Source organism: Bradyrhizobium sp. WSM1253, assembly GCF_000244935.1.
In the GTDB taxonomy this organism is placed as follows: domain Bacteria; phylum Pseudomonadota; class Alphaproteobacteria; order Rhizobiales; family Xanthobacteraceae; genus Bradyrhizobium; species Bradyrhizobium canariense.
The window spans coordinates 1,834,784-1,851,690 of the sequence record NZ_JH600073.1; the positions used below are offsets into that span (position 1 = coordinate 1,834,784).

At 64.5% G+C, this 16,907-nt stretch carries 17 protein-coding genes; 13 read left to right on the top strand and 4 right to left on the bottom strand.

Features of this window, described 5'->3' with window-relative positions; all coding sequences use genetic code 11:
* The first annotated feature begins 50 nt into the window (after positions 1-50).
* Positions 51-1,124, top strand: coding sequence for a malate/lactate/ureidoglycolate dehydrogenase (locus tag BRA1253DRAFT_RS10400; protein WP_007593751.1), 1,074 nt, complete (start codon positions 51-53; stop codon positions 1,122-1,124).
* 194 nt (positions 1,125-1,318) lie between these two features.
* Here the strand turns inward: BRA1253DRAFT_RS10400 and BRA1253DRAFT_RS10405 are convergent, their stop codons facing one another.
* On the bottom strand, positions 1,319-2,392 hold the full coding sequence (locus tag BRA1253DRAFT_RS10405; RefSeq protein ID WP_007593753.1) for a tartrate dehydrogenase: 1,074 nt from the start codon (positions 2,390-2,392) through the stop codon (positions 1,319-1,321).
* 11 nt (positions 2,393-2,403) lie between these two features.
* On the opposite strand from BRA1253DRAFT_RS10405, the gene BRA1253DRAFT_RS44405 reads away from it, so the two are divergent.
* From BRA1253DRAFT_RS44405 to BRA1253DRAFT_RS10415, 3 genes are all read left to right on the top strand, one after another.
* Positions 2,404-2,544 (top strand): hypothetical protein, encoded by a 141-nt coding sequence (locus BRA1253DRAFT_RS44405; RefSeq protein WP_198288235.1) that lies wholly within the window; start codon positions 2,404-2,406, stop codon positions 2,542-2,544.
* A 5-nt stretch (positions 2,545-2,549) separates the two neighbouring features.
* A complete protein-coding gene (locus tag BRA1253DRAFT_RS10410; protein WP_007593758.1) occupies positions 2,550-3,326 on the top strand; it encodes an SDR family oxidoreductase in 777 nt (258 codons plus the stop codon).
* A 113-nt stretch (positions 3,327-3,439) separates the two neighbouring features.
* Complete coding sequence (locus tag BRA1253DRAFT_RS10415) at positions 3,440-4,858, top strand: amidase (RefSeq protein ID WP_007593759.1); 1,419 nt, start codon at positions 3,440-3,442, stop codon at positions 4,856-4,858.
* Between the two features lie 70 nt (positions 4,859-4,928).
* Here the strand turns inward: BRA1253DRAFT_RS10415 and BRA1253DRAFT_RS10420 are convergent, their stop codons facing one another.
* Positions 4,929-6,035, bottom strand: a complete 1,107-nt coding sequence (locus BRA1253DRAFT_RS10420) for an amino acid ABC transporter permease (RefSeq protein ID WP_007593760.1) — start codon at positions 6,033-6,035, stop codon at positions 4,929-4,931.
* A gap of 2 nt (positions 6,036-6,037) precedes the next feature.
* Positions 6,038-7,225, bottom strand: a complete 1,188-nt coding sequence (locus BRA1253DRAFT_RS10425) for an amino acid ABC transporter permease (protein WP_007593761.1) — start codon at positions 7,223-7,225, stop codon at positions 6,038-6,040.
* 86 nt (positions 7,226-7,311) lie between these two features.
* Here BRA1253DRAFT_RS10425 and BRA1253DRAFT_RS10430 point away from each other — a divergent pair, with 86 nt between their 5' ends.
* The 4 genes from BRA1253DRAFT_RS10430 (at position 7,312) to BRA1253DRAFT_RS10445 (ending at position 11,362) form a co-directional block, all read left to right on the top strand.
* A complete protein-coding gene (locus tag BRA1253DRAFT_RS10430) occupies positions 7,312-8,184 on the top strand; it encodes a MurR/RpiR family transcriptional regulator (RefSeq protein ID WP_007593762.1) in 873 nt (290 codons plus the stop codon).
* 3 nt (positions 8,185-8,187) lie between these two features.
* A complete protein-coding gene (locus BRA1253DRAFT_RS10435) occupies positions 8,188-9,537 on the top strand; it encodes an aspartate aminotransferase family protein (protein WP_007593772.1) in 1,350 nt (449 codons plus the stop codon).
* A gap of 12 nt (positions 9,538-9,549) precedes the next feature.
* Positions 9,550-10,563 carry an amino acid ABC transporter substrate-binding protein gene (locus BRA1253DRAFT_RS10440; RefSeq protein WP_007593774.1) on the top strand — a complete coding sequence of 338 codons (1,014 nt, stop codon included), beginning with the start codon at positions 9,550-9,552 and terminating at the stop codon, positions 10,561-10,563.
* Between the two features lie 148 nt (positions 10,564-10,711).
* On the top strand, positions 10,712-11,362 hold the full coding sequence (locus BRA1253DRAFT_RS10445) for an aspartate/glutamate racemase family protein (protein WP_007593776.1): 651 nt from the start codon (positions 10,712-10,714) through the stop codon (positions 11,360-11,362).
* Here the strand turns inward: BRA1253DRAFT_RS10445 and BRA1253DRAFT_RS10450 are convergent.
* On the bottom strand, positions 11,359-12,006 hold the full coding sequence (locus BRA1253DRAFT_RS10450; RefSeq protein ID WP_007593778.1) for a TetR/AcrR family transcriptional regulator: 648 nt from the start codon (positions 12,004-12,006) through the stop codon (positions 11,359-11,361). The two genes, BRA1253DRAFT_RS10445 and BRA1253DRAFT_RS10450, sit on opposite strands and share 4 nt — an antisense overlap.
* Before the next feature lie 135 nt (positions 12,007-12,141).
* On the opposite strand from BRA1253DRAFT_RS10450, the gene BRA1253DRAFT_RS10455 reads away from it, so the two are divergent.
* Genes BRA1253DRAFT_RS10455 through BRA1253DRAFT_RS10475 form a run of 5 tightly spaced genes read left to right on the top strand, consistent with a single transcriptional unit; the run spans position 12,142 to position 16,904 of the window.
* A complete protein-coding gene (locus BRA1253DRAFT_RS10455) occupies positions 12,142-12,351 on the top strand; it encodes a ferredoxin (protein ID WP_007593780.1) in 210 nt (69 codons plus the stop codon).
* A 57-nt stretch (positions 12,352-12,408) separates the two neighbouring features.
* On the top strand, positions 12,409-13,632 hold the full coding sequence (locus tag BRA1253DRAFT_RS10460; RefSeq protein ID WP_007593782.1) for a cytochrome P450: 1,224 nt from the start codon (positions 12,409-12,411) through the stop codon (positions 13,630-13,632).
* A 33-nt stretch (positions 13,633-13,665) separates the two neighbouring features.
* Entirely contained in the window at positions 13,666-14,988 is a 1,323-nt protein-coding gene (locus BRA1253DRAFT_RS10465; protein ID WP_007593785.1) for an MFS transporter, read from the top strand.
* Between the two features lie 3 nt (positions 14,989-14,991).
* Positions 14,992-15,654, top strand: coding sequence for a sulfite oxidase-like oxidoreductase (locus BRA1253DRAFT_RS10470; protein ID WP_007593787.1), 663 nt, complete (start codon positions 14,992-14,994; stop codon positions 15,652-15,654).
* A 26-nt stretch (positions 15,655-15,680) separates the two neighbouring features.
* Positions 15,681-16,904 (top strand): bifunctional alpha/beta hydrolase/OsmC family protein, encoded by a 1,224-nt coding sequence (locus BRA1253DRAFT_RS10475; RefSeq protein ID WP_007593789.1) that lies wholly within the window; start codon positions 15,681-15,683, stop codon positions 16,902-16,904.
* Positions 16,905-16,907 lie beyond the last annotated feature (3 nt).

The following is a 16,907-nucleotide window of genomic DNA, read 5'->3' on the forward strand; positions in this document are numbered from 1 at the left end:
CTAACCCACCCTACGCACCGCAATCTTGGAAAGGGATAAGAGCGCCAACAATGGCCGACTATCGCACCATCAAGGCACAGCCGCTCATCGAAGCCATCAGTGCCATCGTCAAGGCCGGCGGCTCCACGGACCGCGAGGCCGAGCTCGTGTCCACCAATCTGGTCGAGGCCAACCTCAAGGGACACGACTCGCACGGCGTCGGCATGATCCCGCGCTATGTCCAGAGCGTCACCACGGGCGGCCTCGCCGTGAACCGGCACGTCAAGGTCGTGCTCGACACCGGTCCGCTGCTCACGCTCGACGGCCTCACCGGCTACGGGCAGGTCATCGGCCATGAAGCGATGGAGCTCGCAGCCGAGCGCGCCAAGCGCAACGGCGTGTGTCTCGTCGGCCTCTCGAATTCACATCACATCGGCCGCATCGGCCACTGGGCCGAGCAGTGCATCGACCACGGACTGGTCTCGATTCACTTCGTCAACGTGATCTCGCGCCCGATCGTGGCGCCCTGGGGCGGCAGCGATGGGCGCCACGGCACCAACCCGTTCTGCGTCGGCATCCCGCGCGCGGGCAAGGACCCCATCGTGCTCGACTTCGCCACCAGCAGGATCGCGCAGGGCAAGACCCGCGTCGCCCACAACAAGGGCGTCGAGCTCGAGCCCGGCACCATCATCGATAACGAGGGCAAGCCGACCACCAACCCGCGCTACACCGTGATCCCGCCGTACGGCGCCATCCTGCCGTTCGGCGAGCACAAGGGTTCGGGACTCGCGCTGGTGTGCGAAATCCTCGGCGGCGCGCTCTCCGGCGGTCAGGTGGTCAAGGGCCCGTCCGATGGCAAGTACAACGTCCTCAATGGCATGCTCTCGATCATCATCGATCCGGCCAAGCTCGGCACCGCGGAGAATCTCGCGCGCGAAGTCGAGAGCTTCGTCGCGTGGCACACGGGCTCACCGCCGGCCCCCGGCGTCGACAAGGTGAAGATCGCCGGCGAGCCCGAGCGCGAGACGAAGAAGAAGCGGCTCGCGGAAGGCATCCCGGTCGATCCGACCACCTGGCGGGATATTTTGCTGGCTGGGAAAACGTTTGGGCTGGATCAGGCGGCGATCGAGAAGATCGCGGGGTAGTGAGACAGAGCACGCGGCTCTTCCCTTCTCCCCTTGTGGGAGAAGGTGGCGCGAAGCGCCGGATGAGGGGTCTCTCTCCACGAAGAGAAATGCACAATTGAGAGGTCTGTCTCCGCGGAGACAACCCCTCACCCGTCTTCGATGCTTCGCATCGAAGCCACCCTCCCCCACAAGGGGGGAGGGACAGGAGCGCTCTAATCCACCATGTCCGCGACCGCCTTGCCGCAAGCCGTGGTGTCGGCGTTGCCGCCGAGGTCCTTGGTGCGGAGCGTGCGCTCGGCCAGCGTGCGCTCGATCGCATCGACGATCGACTTGCCGGCTTCCTTCTCGCCGAGATGTTCGAGCATCATCGCGCCGGACCAGATTGCGCCGATCGGATTGGCGATGCCCTGCCCCGCGATGTCGGGCGCCGAGCCGTGCACCGGCTCGAACACCGACGGGAAATTGCCCTCGGGGTTGATGTTGCCTGATGGCGCGATGCCGATGGTGCCGGTGCAGGCCGGGCCGAGATCGGACAGGATGTCGCCGAACAAATTGGAGCCGACCACGACGTCGAACCAATCCGGGTGCAGCACGAAATTCGCCGTCAAAATATCGATGTGGTACTTGTCCCACTTCACGCCCGGAAACTTCTTCGCCATCGCCTCCACGCGCTCGTCCCAATAGGGCATGGTGATGGAGATGCCGTTCGACTTGGTCGCCGACGTCAGGTGCTTCTTCGGCCGCGACTGCGCGAGTTCAAACGCGAACTTCAGGATGCGATCGACGCCGATGCGGGTCATCACCGTCTGCTGCGTCACGAACTCACGGTCGGTGTCCGGGAACATGCGGCCGCCGACGGAGGAATATTCGCCTTCGGTGTTCTCGCGCACCACCCAGAAATCAATGTCGCCGGGCTTGCGGTTGGCCAGCGGCGACGGCACGCCCGGCATCAGCCGTACCGGGCGCAGATTCACATACTGATCGAACTCGCGGCGAAACTTGATCAGCGAGCCCCACAGCGAGACGTGATCCGGAATCTTGGCCGGCCAGCCGACCGCGCCGAAATAGATCGCGTCATGCTTGCCGATCTTGTCCTTCCAGTCGTCCGGCATCATCTGGCCGTGCTTCTCGTAATAGTCCCAGGACGAGAAGTCGAAATGATCGAAATGAAGGGACACCCCGTGCCTCTTCGCCGCGGTCTCCAGAACGCGCAGACCCTCCGGCATCACTTCCTTGCCGATGCCGTCGCCAGGAATGACCGCGATCCGGTATTGTTTCTTGCTCATCGAGAACGTCCTTGATTGCTCCGGCAGCCGCCGCCTTTTTGACCGCACTGCAATGGACCAAACGCGGCGGCAGTGCAACGCTGCACTGCAATGTTGACCATGGCGCGGCCGACCGCCTACTGATTTTATTCCCGTTCCTCTCCTGCGAGTGACTCCCATGGATCTGCATCTGCGTGGCAAGCGCGTCCTGATCACGGGCGCGTCCAAGGGCATCGGCGCAGCTGCCGCCGAGGCCTTTGCCGAGGAAGGCTGCCATCTCCTCCTCGCCGCCCGCAACGGCGATCAGCTCAAGGCTCTGGCCGAGCGCTTGCGCTCGGCGCACCAGATCGATGCCGCCACGAGCATCGTCGATTTGCGCAAGAGCGAGGATTTGACGCGGCTCGCCAAGGAAGCCGCCGACATCGACGTGCTCGTCAACAATGCCGGCGACATTCCCGGCGGCTCCATCGACAAGATCGACGAGGCGACCTGGCGGCACGCCTGGGAATTGAAAGTGTTCGGCTACATCAACCTCACGCGCATGATCTATCCGCAGATGAAGGCGAAGGGCGGCGGCGTGATCGTCAACGACATCGGCGCCGCCGGCGAGAAATTCGACGCCAACTACATTTGCGGCAGCGCCGGCAATGCCGCCCTGATGGCCTTCACCCGCGCGCTCGGGGGCAAGAGCCTCGCCGACAACATCCGCGTGGTCGGCATCAATCCCGGCCCTGTCGGCACCGATCGTCACGTCACCCTGCTGAAGACCCGGGCAAAGCACCAGTTCGGCGACGAGAGCCGCTACAAGGAATTCCAGAAGAGCCTGCCGCTCGGCAGGCCTGCGCATGCGCGCGAGATCGGCGACCTGATGGCGTTCCTGGCGTCGGATCGCGCGGGCTACACGTCCGGCGTGATCTACACGGTGGACGGCGGCATCAGCGCGGGCTGGGGTTGATTAATCTCGTCATTGCGAGCGCAGCGAAGCAATCCAGAATCTTTCCGCCTTGACAGACTGGATTGCTTCGCTGCGCTCGCAATGACGCTTGAACAAGTACAGGAGTAAAATAGTTGTCTCAAGAGTTGATCCGCGAAACCGCCTGCACCGTCGTCGACAAGCTGCGGTCCGGCGACGTCTCGCCGCTGGAACTGTTGGATGTGCTGGAGAAGCGTATCGGCGAAGTCGACGGCAAGGTCAACGCGCTGCCGACGCTGTGCTTCGATCGCGCGCGGGATAGCGCAAAGGCGCTGATGCGGAAGCCGGCCGGTGCGCGCGGATTACTCGCAGGCCTGCCGGTGCCGATCAAGGATCTGACCGACGTTGCTGGCGTGCTGAACACCCAGGGCTCGCCGATCTTCAAGGACAATGTGCCCAAACAGTCCGACCTCATGGTGGAGAACCTCGAAGGTAACGGCGCGGTCGTCTACGCCAAATCCAACACGCCGGAATTCGGTGCGGGCGCCAACACCTTCAACGAGGTGTTCGGCGCAACGCTCAATCCCTGGGATACGTCCAAGTCGGCAGCCGGCTCGTCAGGCGGCGCGGCCGCTGCGCTCGCGACCGGCATGGCCTGGCTCGCGCAGGGCTCGGACATGGGCGGCAGTCTGCGCAGTCCGGCAGCTTTCTGCGGCGTCGTGGGGATGCGGCCGAGCATCGGCCGGGTCGCGCATACTCCAAAATCAGCCATCGATCGTAATCTCGGCGTCGTCGGTCCGATGGCACGCAACGTCGAGGATCTCGCGCTGCTGCTCGACGCCATGAGCGGCGACTATGCCGCCGATCCGCTGTCGCTGCCGGCGCCGTTGACCTCGTTTCTCTCGGCGGCGCAGTCAGGCAGCAAACCGAAGCGCATCGCCTACTCGCCAGACCTCGGTATCACGCCGGTCGATCCCGAAGTCAAAGCAATCACGCGAAAGGCGGCGGAACGCTTTGCCGAAGCCGGCGTCATCGTCGAGGAGGCACATCCGGACTGGCGCGAGGCGCATGAGTGCTTCCACGTGCTGCGCGCGTTCGACTTCGCGATCAGCAAGGCACAGCTGCTGCGCACCAAGCGCGACCTGCTCAAGCCCGAAGTGATCTGGAACATCGAGGAAGGCCTCAAGCTTACGATCGAGCAACTCGAACGCGCCGAGGCGCAGCGCGTCGGCATGACCGCGCGTGCGGTCGAGTTCTTCAAGAGCTACGATCTGCTGCTGGTACCGACCACCATCGTGCCGCCCTTCCCGATCGAGCACCGCTATGTCGCCGAATGCGCCGGCAAGAAGTTCGACAATTACGTCGAGTGGCTCGGCATCGTCTATGCGATCACGCTCGCCTGCTGTCCCGCGCTTTCGCTGCCCTGCGGCTTCACGGCGTCGGGCCTGCCGGTCGGACTGCAGGTCGTCGGGGCTCCGCGCGCTGATGCGCAGGTGATCGCCGGCGCGAAGACGCTGGAGGATATCTTGGGCGTGCGTGGCACGACGCCAATTGATCCGCGGGTGAAGAACTAGGTCTCCGCTCTCGTGCCCCGGATGCGGCGCAGCGTTTCGCGTAGCACCTTGTCCGGGACAAGAGAGATACTCACCTTTCGCTTGCCGCCTCCAGGCTCCGGCTATACCGCGACATCGCGAAGCAGAAGACAAAATAGATCCCGGCGACGAAGATGTAGACTTCGACGGAGAATTGCTGCCACGCCGGATCGATGATCGCGGTCTTGGACGTCGTCAGCAGGTCGAAGATACCGATGATCAGGACCAGGCTGGTGTCCTTGAAGAACGCGATGAAGGTGTTGACCAGCGGCGGGATGACGTGACGGATCGCCTGCGGCAGGACGATCAGCCGGTTCTTGCGCCAGTATGACAACCCGAGCGCATCGGCGGCCTCGTATTGCCCGCGGGGCACGGCCTGGAGGCCGCCGCGAATGACTTCGGCCAGGTAAGCGCCCGCGAACAGGATGATCGCGACCTGCGCGCGCAGGAGCTTGTCGATGTTGAATCCGTTCGGCATGAACAGCGGAAACATCACGCTCGCCATGAACAGCAGACTGACCAGCGGCACGCCGCGGATCAGCTCGACATAGAGCACGCTGAGCGAGCGGATCGCCGGCAGTTTTGAGCGCCGGCCGAGTGCGACCAGGATGCCGAGCGGGAAGCCGAAAGCCAGACCAAAGGTCGCCAGGATCAGCGTCACCGGGAGGCCGCCCCAACGGTCCTGCGAGACGAACGACAGGCCGAGTATGCCGCCCCACATCAGCATGCTGATCAGCGCGAGAGCGGCGATCCAGAGATAGGCCAGCTCGCGCCGCCATAAGGCGCGGCGGGTGGAGAGATAGAACAGGGCGATGAACAGCAGCACCGCCAGCGCCGGCCGCCACTGCTCGTCGAACGGATAGGTGCCAAACAGGATGAAGCGGTATTTCTCGGGGATGATCGCCCAGCATGCACCGACGCCGCGTACCGCGCGGCAGGCGCTGGAATCGTTCGCCGGGGTGAGCCAGACCGCATTGGCGATGCCCCACTGCGCGAAGCTAAAGAGGCCCTTTGCGAGCACTGCCAGCAACACGACCGAGAGAATGCCGTTCGGGATAGACGAGAACAAATTGGTGCGCAGCCAGCGCAGCACCGGATTGCCGATCTGCGGGCGGCGGGCGGCGCGCGGTACTTCCGGAATGTCGGCGATCGCCGTCATGGTCAGCGCTCCACCAGCGCGATGCGCGAATTGTACCAGTTCATGAAGAAGCTGATGCCGAGGCTGATGGTGAGAAACACCGCCATGATCAACGCAATGGCCTCGATCGCCTGCCCGGTCTGGTTCAACGTCGTGTTGGCGATCGAGACCACGTCCTGATAGCCGATCGCCACCGCGAGCGAGGAGTTCTTGGTCAGGTTGAGGTACTGGCTCGTCATTGGGGGCACGATGACGCGTAGCGCCTGTGGCAGGATGATCTGCCGCAGCATGAAGCTCCGGCGCAGTCCCAGCGCATTGGCGGCATCCCACTGGCCGCGCGGCACCGACTGGATGCCGCTGCGCACGATCTCGGCGATGAAGGCCGAGGTGTAGGTGACGAGCGCGATCAGCAACGCGAAATATTCCGGCGCGAGCGTCAGCCCGCCGACGAAGTTGAAGCCGCGCAGCTCCGGCCATTCGATCGTCCAGGACACGCCGAGAAGCACGGACACCGCCGCAGGCAGCACAACAAGCAAGCCGAGTCCAAAAGGCCAGGACGGCCGCGGCTTGCCGTCGCGCATTTGCTGCGCGATGAGCCGCCGCCGGATGACGTAGAACACGACAAGCCCGAACACTGCCGCGCCGAGCACGCAAAGCTGCGGCGTCCCGATCGGAATCGCCGGCAGGATCAACCCGCGATTGGACAGGAACACGCCCTCGATCGGCCGCCATGCCGCGCGCGCTGCCGGCAGCGCCTGCATCAGCACGTACCAGAACAGGAGCTGGAGCAGCAGCGGGATGTCGCGGAGCGTTTCGACATACACTGCGGCGAGCCGCGACAGCAGCCAATTGGCCGACAGCCGCGAGATGCCGATCACCGTGCCCAGGATGGTTGCAAGCACGATTCCGATCACGGCAACGCGCAGGGTGTTGGCGATGCCGACGACGAAGGCCCAGAGATATGAGTCTCTCGGATTGTAGGCGAGCAGGCTGTCGGAGATGGGCATGCCGGCCTCACGGCCGAGGAAGGCAAAACCGGTCGTAATGCGGCGCGCGGAGAGATTGGTGACCGTGTTGGACCAGAGAAAGGCGATGACCGCGACTGCGATCCCGACCACCAGGGCCTGCCAGAACAGGCCTTTCAGCTCGCGTTGTCCGAAAGCGCCAAAGAAGCGGCGGCGCGGCGGCGGTCTCGGAGCGTCTGACGTCACAGCACAAAAATCCTTCTCAAGACGACGATTTCCGGCGGCGTACGTCAAGTGTTGCACCAAACTCCACTTTGTGCAACAAATGTTTCATGGCCGAGCCCGCGAAATCCTCGCCGCTGAGCGAACTGCGCATTGCATTGCCATCGCTTCCGATGCGGTTGCAGGAGGTCGGGCGTTTCGTCGCGGCCAACGATTACGACGCCACCACGCGTTCGATGCGCGATCTCGCGGCGGTTGCCGGCGCCGATCCCGCCGCGTTCACGCGGCTTGCCAAAGCGATCGGTTATTCTGGCTGGGATGAATTGCGCGCGGCGTTGACGGAGGCGCGGCGCCCCTCGCAGATCGCGCCCTTCTCCGGCCGCGCCAGGAGCCGCCGCCACGGCCCGAACGCCGATGTCGCGCTCGTCACCGACAAGCTCGAGGCCGAGGCCGCCGGCCTTCCGCGCATCCCGGCCCAGCCGATTGCCGAGGCGGCGCGCGCGCTCCACGACGCCAAGCGGATCTGGATCACCGGCTACCGAAGCTGCCGCAGCGTCGCGGAACTGCTGAATTACGAGCTCCGGCTGTTTCGTCCCGAACAGGTGCAACTCGTCGGCGCGTCCGGCCCCGACGATCTCGACCTCGGCGCATTCCGGCCCGGCGAAGCTGTCATCGTCATCGGCTTCATGCCCTACACACATGCCAGTGTCCGGGTCGCGCAGGCCGCCTATCGTGCCGGCGCGGCCCTGATCGCGATCGCCGATAGCTCTTCGGCGCCGATGGCTGAAGGCGCCGACCACGTGCTGCTGTTCGAAGCGGCTTCCTCTCCCGGCTTTTTCCCGAGCCTGACCGGCGCCATTGCGATCGCCCAATCGCTCGCGGCCGTGACGTTCTCGCTCGGCGGCACGGCCGCGAAGAAGCGCCTGGAGAATACCGAGGCGCGGCTGGCCGCGGCTTCAACTTACGTATCAGAGAAAGGTTGACCCATGGCCGCTCGCACCAGCCGCGTGCTGCATCGCTCGCTGCGCGAAACGCCGCCCAAGGCAATCGGCGGCGAAGGCGTCTATCTCTTTGCCGAGGACGGACGCCGCGTGATCGATGCCTCCGGCGGCGCGGCGGTCTCTTGCCTTGGCCACCAGCATCCACGCGTCATCGCGGCGCTGACGAAGCAGGCCTCGACACTGGCGTACGCCCACACGGCGTTCTTCTCGTCCGAGCCGGCCGAGGCGCTGGCCGAGAGGCTGGTCGGCCATGAGCCCGGCGGCCTCGCCTACGCCTATTTCGTCAGCGGCGGGTCGGAAGCGGTCGAAGCCAGCATCAAGATCGCCCGGCAATATTTCATCGAGCGCGGCGAGCCGCAGCGGCAGCATTTCATCGCCCGGCGCCAGAGCTATCACGGCAATACGCTCGGCGCGCTGGCTGCCGGCGGCAATGCCTGGCGGCGTGCGCCTTATGCGCCGCTGCTCTCCGACGCCTTCAGCCACGTGACCCCGGCCTTCGCCTATCACGAGAAGCACGATGGCGAATCCGATGCGCAATTCGTCGCCCGGCTTGCGGCCGAACTCGAAGCCGAGTTTCAGCGCCTCGGTCCCAATACGGTCGCCGCGTTCCTCGCAGAGCCCGTCGTCGGCGCCACCGCAGGTGCCGTGACCGCGCCGGACGGTTATTACAGGGCGGTCCGCGAGATCTGCGACCGACACGGTGCCCTGCTCATCCTCGACGAGGTCATGTGCGGCATGGGCCGCACCGGCACCACGCATGCATGGGAGCAGGAAGGCGTGGCACCCGACATCCAGGCGATCGCCAAGGGCCTCGGCGGCGGCTACCAGCCGATCGGTGCAATGCTCACCAGTGGCAAGATCATCGACGCCATTCGCGCCGGCTCGGGCGCCTTCCTGCACGGCCACACCTATCTGGCGCATCCCCTCGCCTGCGCTGCCGCGCTCGCGGTGCAGGACGTGATCCGCGAGGACGGCTTGCTCGACCGGGTCAAGGAGCGCGGCAAGCAGCTCGAGCAGCGGCTCACCGAGCGTTTCGGTAACCACCGCCATATCGGCGACATCAGGGGCCGCGGCCTGTTCTGGGCGATCGAGCTTGTCGCCGATCGCGGCAGCCGGACCTCGTTCGATCCCGCGCTGAAGCTGAACCAGAAGATCAAGGCGGAGGCCCTCGCCGACGGCCTCGGCTGCTATCCCGGCGGCGGCACCGTGGACGGCGTCCGTGGCGACCACGTGCTGTTGGCGCCACCCTATATCGTTTCGGCTGACGAGATCGATCTGATCGTCGACAAGCTCGGCACGGCTGTCGACAACGTATTGCGTCGTGTCAATCACTGAGGGGAGAATAACATGATGAGGAAAGTGGTTATCATAGCCGGCGTGCTCGCGGCATCGACCGTGGTCGCATCGGCGGCGACGCTCGACACTGTGAAGGGCCGCGGCACGCTGATATGCGGCGTCAGCGCCGGTTTTGCCGGCTTCTCCGCGCCGGACTCGCAAGGCAATTACAAGGGTCTCGATGTCGATTATTGCCGCGCGCTCGCCGCCGGCGTGCTCGGCGATGCCAGCAAGGTGCGTTACGTCTCGCTGACCGCGCAGAACCGCTTCACCGCGCTCCAGTCCGGCGAGATCGACGTGCTCTACCGCAACTCGACGCAGACCTATCTGCGCGGCGTCACGCTGGGCCTGCGGCAAGGCCCAATCAACTTCTACGACGGTCAGGGCTTTGTGGTGAAGAAAGACCTCGGCGTGAAGGAGATCAAGGACCTCAAGGGCGCCACCGTCTGCGTCGCGCAGGGCACCACGCATGAGGTCACGCTCGGCGATTACGGCCGCGCCAACGGCATCGACTGGAAGCCGCTGGTGTTCGACCGCGTCGACACCATGTACCAGACCTTCTTCGGCGGCCGTTGCGATGCCATGACCCAAGACGCTTCCGCGCTCGCAGGCGCCGTGACGACCGCGGCGCCGAACCCGGCCGACTACGTCGTGCTGCCGCAGACCATCAGCAAGGAGCCGCTCGGCCCCTTCACCCGCAATGGCGATGAAGTCTGGAGCGACATCATCACCTGGCTGCATTACGGCTTGATCGAGGCCGAAGAGCTTGGCGTCACACAAGGCAATGTCGACGAGATGGCGAAGTCGCAGACGCCCGCGATCCAACGCCTGCTCGGTGCCTCCGGCGATCTCGGCTCCCGGCTCGGGCTCGACAACAAATGGCTGGTCACGGCCATCAAGGCCACCGGCAATTACGGCGAGATCTACGAGCGCAATGTCGGCAAGGCGAGCCCGCTCAAGCTCGAGCGCGGCCTCAACGGCCTCTGGAGCAAGGGCGGCTTGATGTACGCGGTGCCGTTCAAGTAAACGCCTCTCGTGTCCCGGACGCGCTGCAGCGTGCAACGCTGCTGCGCAGAGCCGGGACCCAGCGGCCACAATGGGCCCCGGCTCTGCGGCGCAATACTCCGCATTGCGCCGCGTCCGGGGCACGAGATCTACCAGGTAGTAACGTTCAATGCCGACGTCCCTTCGCATCGCCCTGATCCACGCCCTCAAGCATTCCATCGCCCCGATCGAAGCTGCGTTCGCGAAGGCGTGGCCGGAAGCGCGGCTGATGAACCTGCTCGACGACAGCCTGTCGGCGGATCTGGCGCGTGAGGGCAAGCTCAATGATGCCATGACCGAACGCTTTCTTGTGCTCGGTCGCTACGCCGCGGCGACAGGCGCGGATGCGATCCTGTTCACCTGCTCGGCCTTCGGTCCCTGCATCGAGGCGGTTGCGCGCGCGCATGCGCCGATGCCGGTGCTCAAGCCGAACGAAGCCATGATCGAGCGGGCAGTGACGATGGGCCGGCGTATCGGCCTGCTCTCGACCTTCGCGCCGACGCTGGCCTCGATGCCGCCGGAGTTTCCTGCCTCTGTCCAGGTCGTGCCCAAACTTGCCGAAGGCGCGCTGGCCGCACTCGACCGTGGCGACCGCGCTACGCATGACCGGCTGATCGTGGAATCCTCACATGATTTGCGCGATTGCGACGTCGTCGCGCTCGCGCAGTTCAGCATCGCGGCAACTGCGCCCCTCGTTGCAGAAGCTACCGGTCGCCCTGTCGTGACCACGCCTGACAGCGCCGTCGAGAAGCTGATGAAGCTGTTGGCGGCGAAGGCTTAAGCGCCGGCCTTTTTCCGGCGTCGCGCGCCCTTGATCGCCGCCGCAAGCGCGGCCTTCGTTTCGCTGACAAAATCCTCGACAAGGTCCTCGCGCGTGGCATGGGCCGCCTCGCCGGTGAACAGCCCCTGCTCGGCCAGCATCACCACGCCATGCAGCGCCGCCCAGATCTTGAGCGCCTGCCGCTCGCGCAGGTAATCGACTGCCGGAGCTTCCAGTGCCTCGATCACGAGCGCAAACGTTTCGCGTGTCGCTTCGTGCAGCTCGCTGCCTTTCGCCGCACACGACACCGTGCGCGAAGCGAACATCAAGCGGTAGATGCCATTGCGGCGTAAGCCGAAATCCAGCGTCGCCTGCGCCAGCAGCGACAGCTTCGATCGCTTCGACGGCTTTGCCATCGCCGCACGCAGAAGCGCGCTGAGCTGCCGGAACGCCTCCGCCGTCACCGCCGCAAGCAGCGCCTCGCGATCGGCGAAATGCCGGTAGGGCGCCGGCTGCGAGACACCCAGCTGCTTTGCCAGCGCCTTGATGCTGATCGCCTCCGTCCCGCCCTGCTCGGCTTCGCGCAGCGCGGCCTTGATCAAGGCGTCGCGGAGATCGCCGTGGTGGTAGGTATTCTCGGGCTTGCGGGCAAGTTGTGAACGCATGTTGCGCAGAGCCTATAAGTTTGCGCTTGACAGGGGAAGCCTGCCGCGAATGTAATAGCCTATAACTTGAACAAAAACGCAAATGGGAGCGCGCGCCGCCTTCGGGCTGGAGCGCACACGACCGAGGAAGCCGCCATGACAGAGCGACTGAGGGTTCACGTCGATCCCGACAGATGCCAGGGGCACGCGCGCTGCAACGCGCTGGCGCCGGAGCTGTTCGAGCTCGACGAATACGGCAACGCCCACGAGGCCGGCGACGGCACGGTCCCACCCGGCCTCGAAGACAAGGCCTGGCTTGCCAAATCCAATTGTCCGGAAATCGCGATCGACGTGATCGAGGAGTAGCGCGTCCCGCCTCTGCCCGCGTGCCTTCCGCGACCACGAGCCCCAAGGGATTTCGAGATGTCCGACATCAGCCAGCCCGCCGCCCATCCGCCCGTGACCGACTGGGTCCATGATTTCGACCACACCGATCCGCAATGGACGGAAGATCCCTTCCCGATCTGGGACGAGCTGCGCGCCGCAAGCCCGGTCGTGCATACCGAGCGCTTCCTCGGCTGCTACCTGCCGACGACCTATGAAGCGGTGCGCGAGATCGCCAATGACAGTGAGCATTTCTCCTCACGCCGCATCATCGTCCGTGACGTTCGACCGGAGATCACCAGCAGAAACTCCGCCCCGCCGATCACGTCCGATCCGCCGGTGCACAAGCCAGCCAAGCAATTGCTGCTGCCGCCGTTCACGCCGGACGCGATGAAGAAGCTGGAGCCGCGGGTGCGCGCGATCTGCAACGAGTTGATCGACGGTTTCATCACGGAAGACCGACTGGACGCGGCAGAGCGCTACACCAAGCACATTCCGGTTCGCGCGATCGCACACATGCTCGGCATCCCCGAGACAGACAGCGATCTCTTCATCCGCTGGATCCACATGATCCTGGAACTTGGCATCAAGGATGAAAACACGCTGCTCCAGGCCGTGCAGGAGATGACCGTCTATTTCAGCGCCCACATCGAGGCGCGCAAGACCAAGCCGACCGACGATCTTATTTCCTACCTGATGAATGCCAGGGACAAGGACGGCAATCCGCTCGAGGATTCGCATGTGCTGGGCTCGTTGCGCCTGCTCCTGATTGCCGGCATCGACACCACCTGGAGCGCGATCGGCTCCTCGCTCTGGCACCTCGCCCGGACGCCCGCCGACCGCGAGCGCCTGGTCGCCGAGCCCGGGCTGGTCCCGACCGCGGTGGAAGAGCTGCTGCGGGCCTATTCGCCGGTGACGATGGCGCGCGAAGTGGTCAAGGAGACAACGGTCTCAGGCTGCCCGGTCAAGCCGGGCAACATGGTGCTGCTGTCCTTCCCGGCCGCCAACCGTGACCCGAAAATGTTTCCGGATGCTGACAAGGTCGTGATTGATCGCCGCGAGAACCGCCACGCCGCGTTCGGCCTCGGCATCCACCGCTGCGTCGGCTCGAACCTTGCGCGCATGGAGATGCAGGTTGCGCTGGAGGAATGGCTGAAGCGAATTCCGGACTTCGCCCTCGATCCGGCAGGCACGGTGACCTGGTCACAGGGAACCGTCAGAGGCCCCCGCCAGTTGCCATTTTTGCTTGGAAAGGCGATGTAGACCTCTCCAAAGAGCAATACCGAGAGGCCGGACGTGACTGAGCAAATAACCCGACCGGCTTCCGACCATATTGACGTCGCCGACGCCAAGCGCCGGATCAAGGCGATCTTCATCGGCTCGATCGGCAATCTCGTCGAGTGGTACGACTTCTACGCCTATACCGCGTTCGCGCTCTATTTCGCTCCCGCCTTCTTTCCCGGCAACGATCCTGTCGTCCAACAATTGAATGTCGCCGTCGTATTCGCGGCGACATTCCTGATGCGGCCGTTGGGCGGCTGGCTGTTCGGCTATATCGCCGATCATTACGGGCGGCGCATCTCGCTGACGCTGTCGGTCGTCTTCATGTGCTTCGGCTCCCTGATCATCGCGTTGACGCCGACCTACGCCACGATCGGCTTCGCCGCGCCGGTGATCCTGGCGCTCGCCCGCGTCATCGAAGGCTTGAGTCTCGGCGGCGAATACGGCGCCAGCGCCACCTATCTCAGCGAGGTCGCCGACCCCAAGCACCGCGGCTTCTATTCGAGCTTTCAATACGTCACCCTGATCGGCGGCCAGCTCACCGCGATCATCGTGCTGCTGCTTCTGCAAAAAATCTTCCTCACGCCGGAGGAACTGAGAGCCTGGGGCTGGCGCATCCCGTTCGCGATCGGTGCTGCGCTCGCGATCTTTGCTGCAGTGATGCGGCGCAATCTGCACGAGACTGAAGCGTTTGAAGAGGCCAAGAAGGTGGTGAAGCCGACCGGCTCGATCACGAACCTGCTGAAGTATCCGCGCGAGCTTTTGCTCGTGGTCGGCCTGACCGCCGGCGGCACCGCCGCGTTCTACACCTTCACCACTTACATGCAGACCTTCGTCAAGCTTTCGGTGGGGCTGACCGAGGACCAGACCACTTTCGTGATCTTCGGCACGCTGATCTTCGCAACCATCCTACAGCCGATCTATGGCGCCATCTCCGACAAGATCGGCCGCAAACCGCTGCTGATCTTCTTCGGCGTCGCCGGCACGCTCGCAACCGTGCCGCTGCTGATGACGCTGAAGGAGACCAAGTCGCCCTTCATCGCGTTCATCCTGATCTGCGGGGCCTGGCTGTTCGTCGCCGGATACACCTCGATCAACGCCGTAGTGAAGGCCGAGCTGTTCCCGACCAATGTCCGCGCCCTCGGCGTCGGCCTGCCCTATGCGATCACCGTCTCGATGTTCGGCGGCACGGCGCCCGCGATCGCGCTCTATTTCAAGAGCATCGGGCATGAGGAGTGGTTCTACTACTATCTCGCCGGCGTCATCTGCCTGTCACTGATCATCTATTCCACCATGCGCGACACCAAGCACGCCTCCGCGATGCATCGCCACGAGTAGCCGATGGCCGAAGACAACGAGCCGCCCGACAGCAAGCTGACGCGCACCAAGGAGAGATGGGCGCGCGAAGGCCGTTTTTTGACCGGCAAGATCGCGCGACCGGAAGATCAGCGCCTGCCGCCCGGCCAGCATCTGACAAAAGACTGGCCGGTGCTCGATCTCGGCGTCGTGCCGCCGGTTTCGCGCGAGCGCTGGCGGCTCGATGTCTTTGGCGCGGTCGAGAACCCCGTGTTCTGGACCTTTGCCGAGTTCGTCGCCCAGAACCAGGCGCAGTTCACCTCCGACATCCACTGCGTCACCACCTGGTCGCGCTACGACAATGAGTGGGAGGGGCTCGCCACGCGCGAGCTGCTCGCGGCCTGCCGGCCGCGCGAGGACGCGCGCTTCGTCGTGTTGCATTCTCACGACGGCTACACCACCAACCTCGCGCTGGACGACTTTGCCGCCGAGGATGCATTGCTCGCCCATCGCTGGTCCGGTGAGCCATTGTCGGACGAACATGGCGGCCCGGTGCGGCTGGTCGTGCCGCATCTGTATTTCTGGAAAAGCGCCAAATGGGTTCAGTCGATTGAATTCCTGACCGAGGACGCTCCGGGCTTCTGGGAGGTCCGCGGCTATCATAATCGCGGCGATCCCTGGGCAGAGCAGCGCTATTCGGACGATTAGGTTCAAGCAAGGACGGGGGAAAGCCCATGTCGACGGAACGCTTTCAGTTCACGGGCGAAGGCGGCCATCAGCTTTCGGCCACGCTCGAATTGCCGGACGGCGAGCCCGGGGCCTTCGCGCTGTTCGCGCATTGCTTCACCTGCGGCAAGGACACGCTGGCCGCCAAACGCATCTCGGTCGCACTCGCAGCCAAGGGTATCGCGGTGCTGCGCTTCGACTTCACCGGGCTCGGCTCCAGTGAAGGGGATTTCGCCAATTCGACGTTTTCCTCCAACGTGGCCGATCTCGTGCGCGCGGCCGATCATCTGCGTAGCGTCCGCAAGGCGCCGTCAATCCTGATCGGTCACAGCCTCGGCGGCGCCGCGATCCTTGCGGCAGCAGGACAAATCCCGGAAGCCAAGGCGGTTGTGACCATTGCGGCACCATCCGATCCCGCCCACGTCACCGGCCTGTTCAAAGAGCATCTCGACGACATTCGCATGCAAGGTGAGGTCGAAGTCTCGCTTGCGGGACGCCCGTTCCGGATCAAGCGCGAATTCCTCGACGATATCGCCGAGCACGAGCTGATGAAGGACGTCACCGGCCTGCACAAGGCGCTGTTGGTCATGCATTCTCCGCTCGACGATACCGTCGGCATCGACAATGCGACGAAGCTCTTCGTCTCCGCTCGGCATCCCAAGAGCTTCGTCTCGCTCGACCACGCCGATCATCTGCTGAGCAAGCCGGCCGACGCGCTCTACGCAGCCGACGTGATCGCGGCCTGGGCGAGCCGGTACATCGACACGGCGAAGCCTGCGAAGGCGATGGATCTCCCCGAGGCACCGCGCCGGGTCGTGGTGCAGGAGACCCGCAAGAGCAAGTTCAACCAGGTCGTCACCGTCGGACCGCATCAGCTCATCGCGGACGAGCCGGTCGCCGCCGGCGGCGAGGATGCCGGCCCTGGTCCCTACGATCTCCTGCTCGCTGGCCTCGGGGCCTGTACTTCAATGACCATGCGTCTCTATGCCGACCGCAAGTCGCTGCCGCTCGATCGTGTCACCGTCTCGCTGAAGCATTCCAAGATCTATGCAAAAGACTGCGCGGAGTGCGAGACGCGCGATGGCATGCTCGACCAGATCGAGCGCGACATCGCGATGGACGGCGCGCTCGATCCCGAGCAGCGCAAGAAATTGATGGAGATCGCCGACAAGTGCCCGGTGCACCGGACGCTGACCTCGGAAATCCGCATCGTGACCAAGGCTGTGGACTAGCGC

What these genes read in the sequence shown, in the direction of transcription:
- BRA1253DRAFT_RS10470 (WP_007593787.1), top strand. Translation starts at nt 14,992, where the DNA reads ATGGCCGAAGACAACGAGCCGCCCGACAGCAAGCTGACGCGCACCAAG.
- BRA1253DRAFT_RS10445 (WP_007593776.1), top strand. Translation starts at nt 10,712, where the DNA reads ATGCCGACGTCCCTTCGCATCGCCCTGATCCACGCCCTCAAGCATTCC.
- BRA1253DRAFT_RS10420 (WP_007593760.1), bottom strand. Translation starts at nt 6,035, where the DNA reads ATGACGGCGATCGCCGACATTCCGGAAGTACCGCGCGCCGCCCGCCGC.
- BRA1253DRAFT_RS10440 (WP_007593774.1), top strand. Translation starts at nt 9,550, where the DNA reads ATGATGAGGAAAGTGGTTATCATAGCCGGCGTGCTCGCGGCATCGACC.
- BRA1253DRAFT_RS10400 (WP_007593751.1), top strand. Translation starts at nt 51, where the DNA reads ATGGCCGACTATCGCACCATCAAGGCACAGCCGCTCATCGAAGCCATC.
- BRA1253DRAFT_RS10410 (WP_007593758.1), top strand. Translation starts at nt 2,550, where the DNA reads ATGGATCTGCATCTGCGTGGCAAGCGCGTCCTGATCACGGGCGCGTCC.
- BRA1253DRAFT_RS10450 (WP_007593778.1), bottom strand. Translation starts at nt 12,006, where the DNA reads ATGCGTTCACAACTTGCCCGCAAGCCCGAGAATACCTACCACCACGGC.
- BRA1253DRAFT_RS10455 (WP_007593780.1), top strand. Translation starts at nt 12,142, where the DNA reads ATGACAGAGCGACTGAGGGTTCACGTCGATCCCGACAGATGCCAGGGG.
- BRA1253DRAFT_RS10435 (WP_007593772.1), top strand. Translation starts at nt 8,188, where the DNA reads ATGGCCGCTCGCACCAGCCGCGTGCTGCATCGCTCGCTGCGCGAAACG.
- BRA1253DRAFT_RS10405 (WP_007593753.1), bottom strand. Translation starts at nt 2,392, where the DNA reads ATGAGCAAGAAACAATACCGGATCGCGGTCATTCCTGGCGACGGCATC.
- BRA1253DRAFT_RS10460 (WP_007593782.1), top strand. Translation starts at nt 12,409, where the DNA reads ATGTCCGACATCAGCCAGCCCGCCGCCCATCCGCCCGTGACCGACTGG.
- BRA1253DRAFT_RS10475 (WP_007593789.1), top strand. Translation starts at nt 15,681, where the DNA reads ATGTCGACGGAACGCTTTCAGTTCACGGGCGAAGGCGGCCATCAGCTT.
- BRA1253DRAFT_RS10430 (WP_007593762.1), top strand. Translation starts at nt 7,312, where the DNA reads ATGGCCGAGCCCGCGAAATCCTCGCCGCTGAGCGAACTGCGCATTGCA.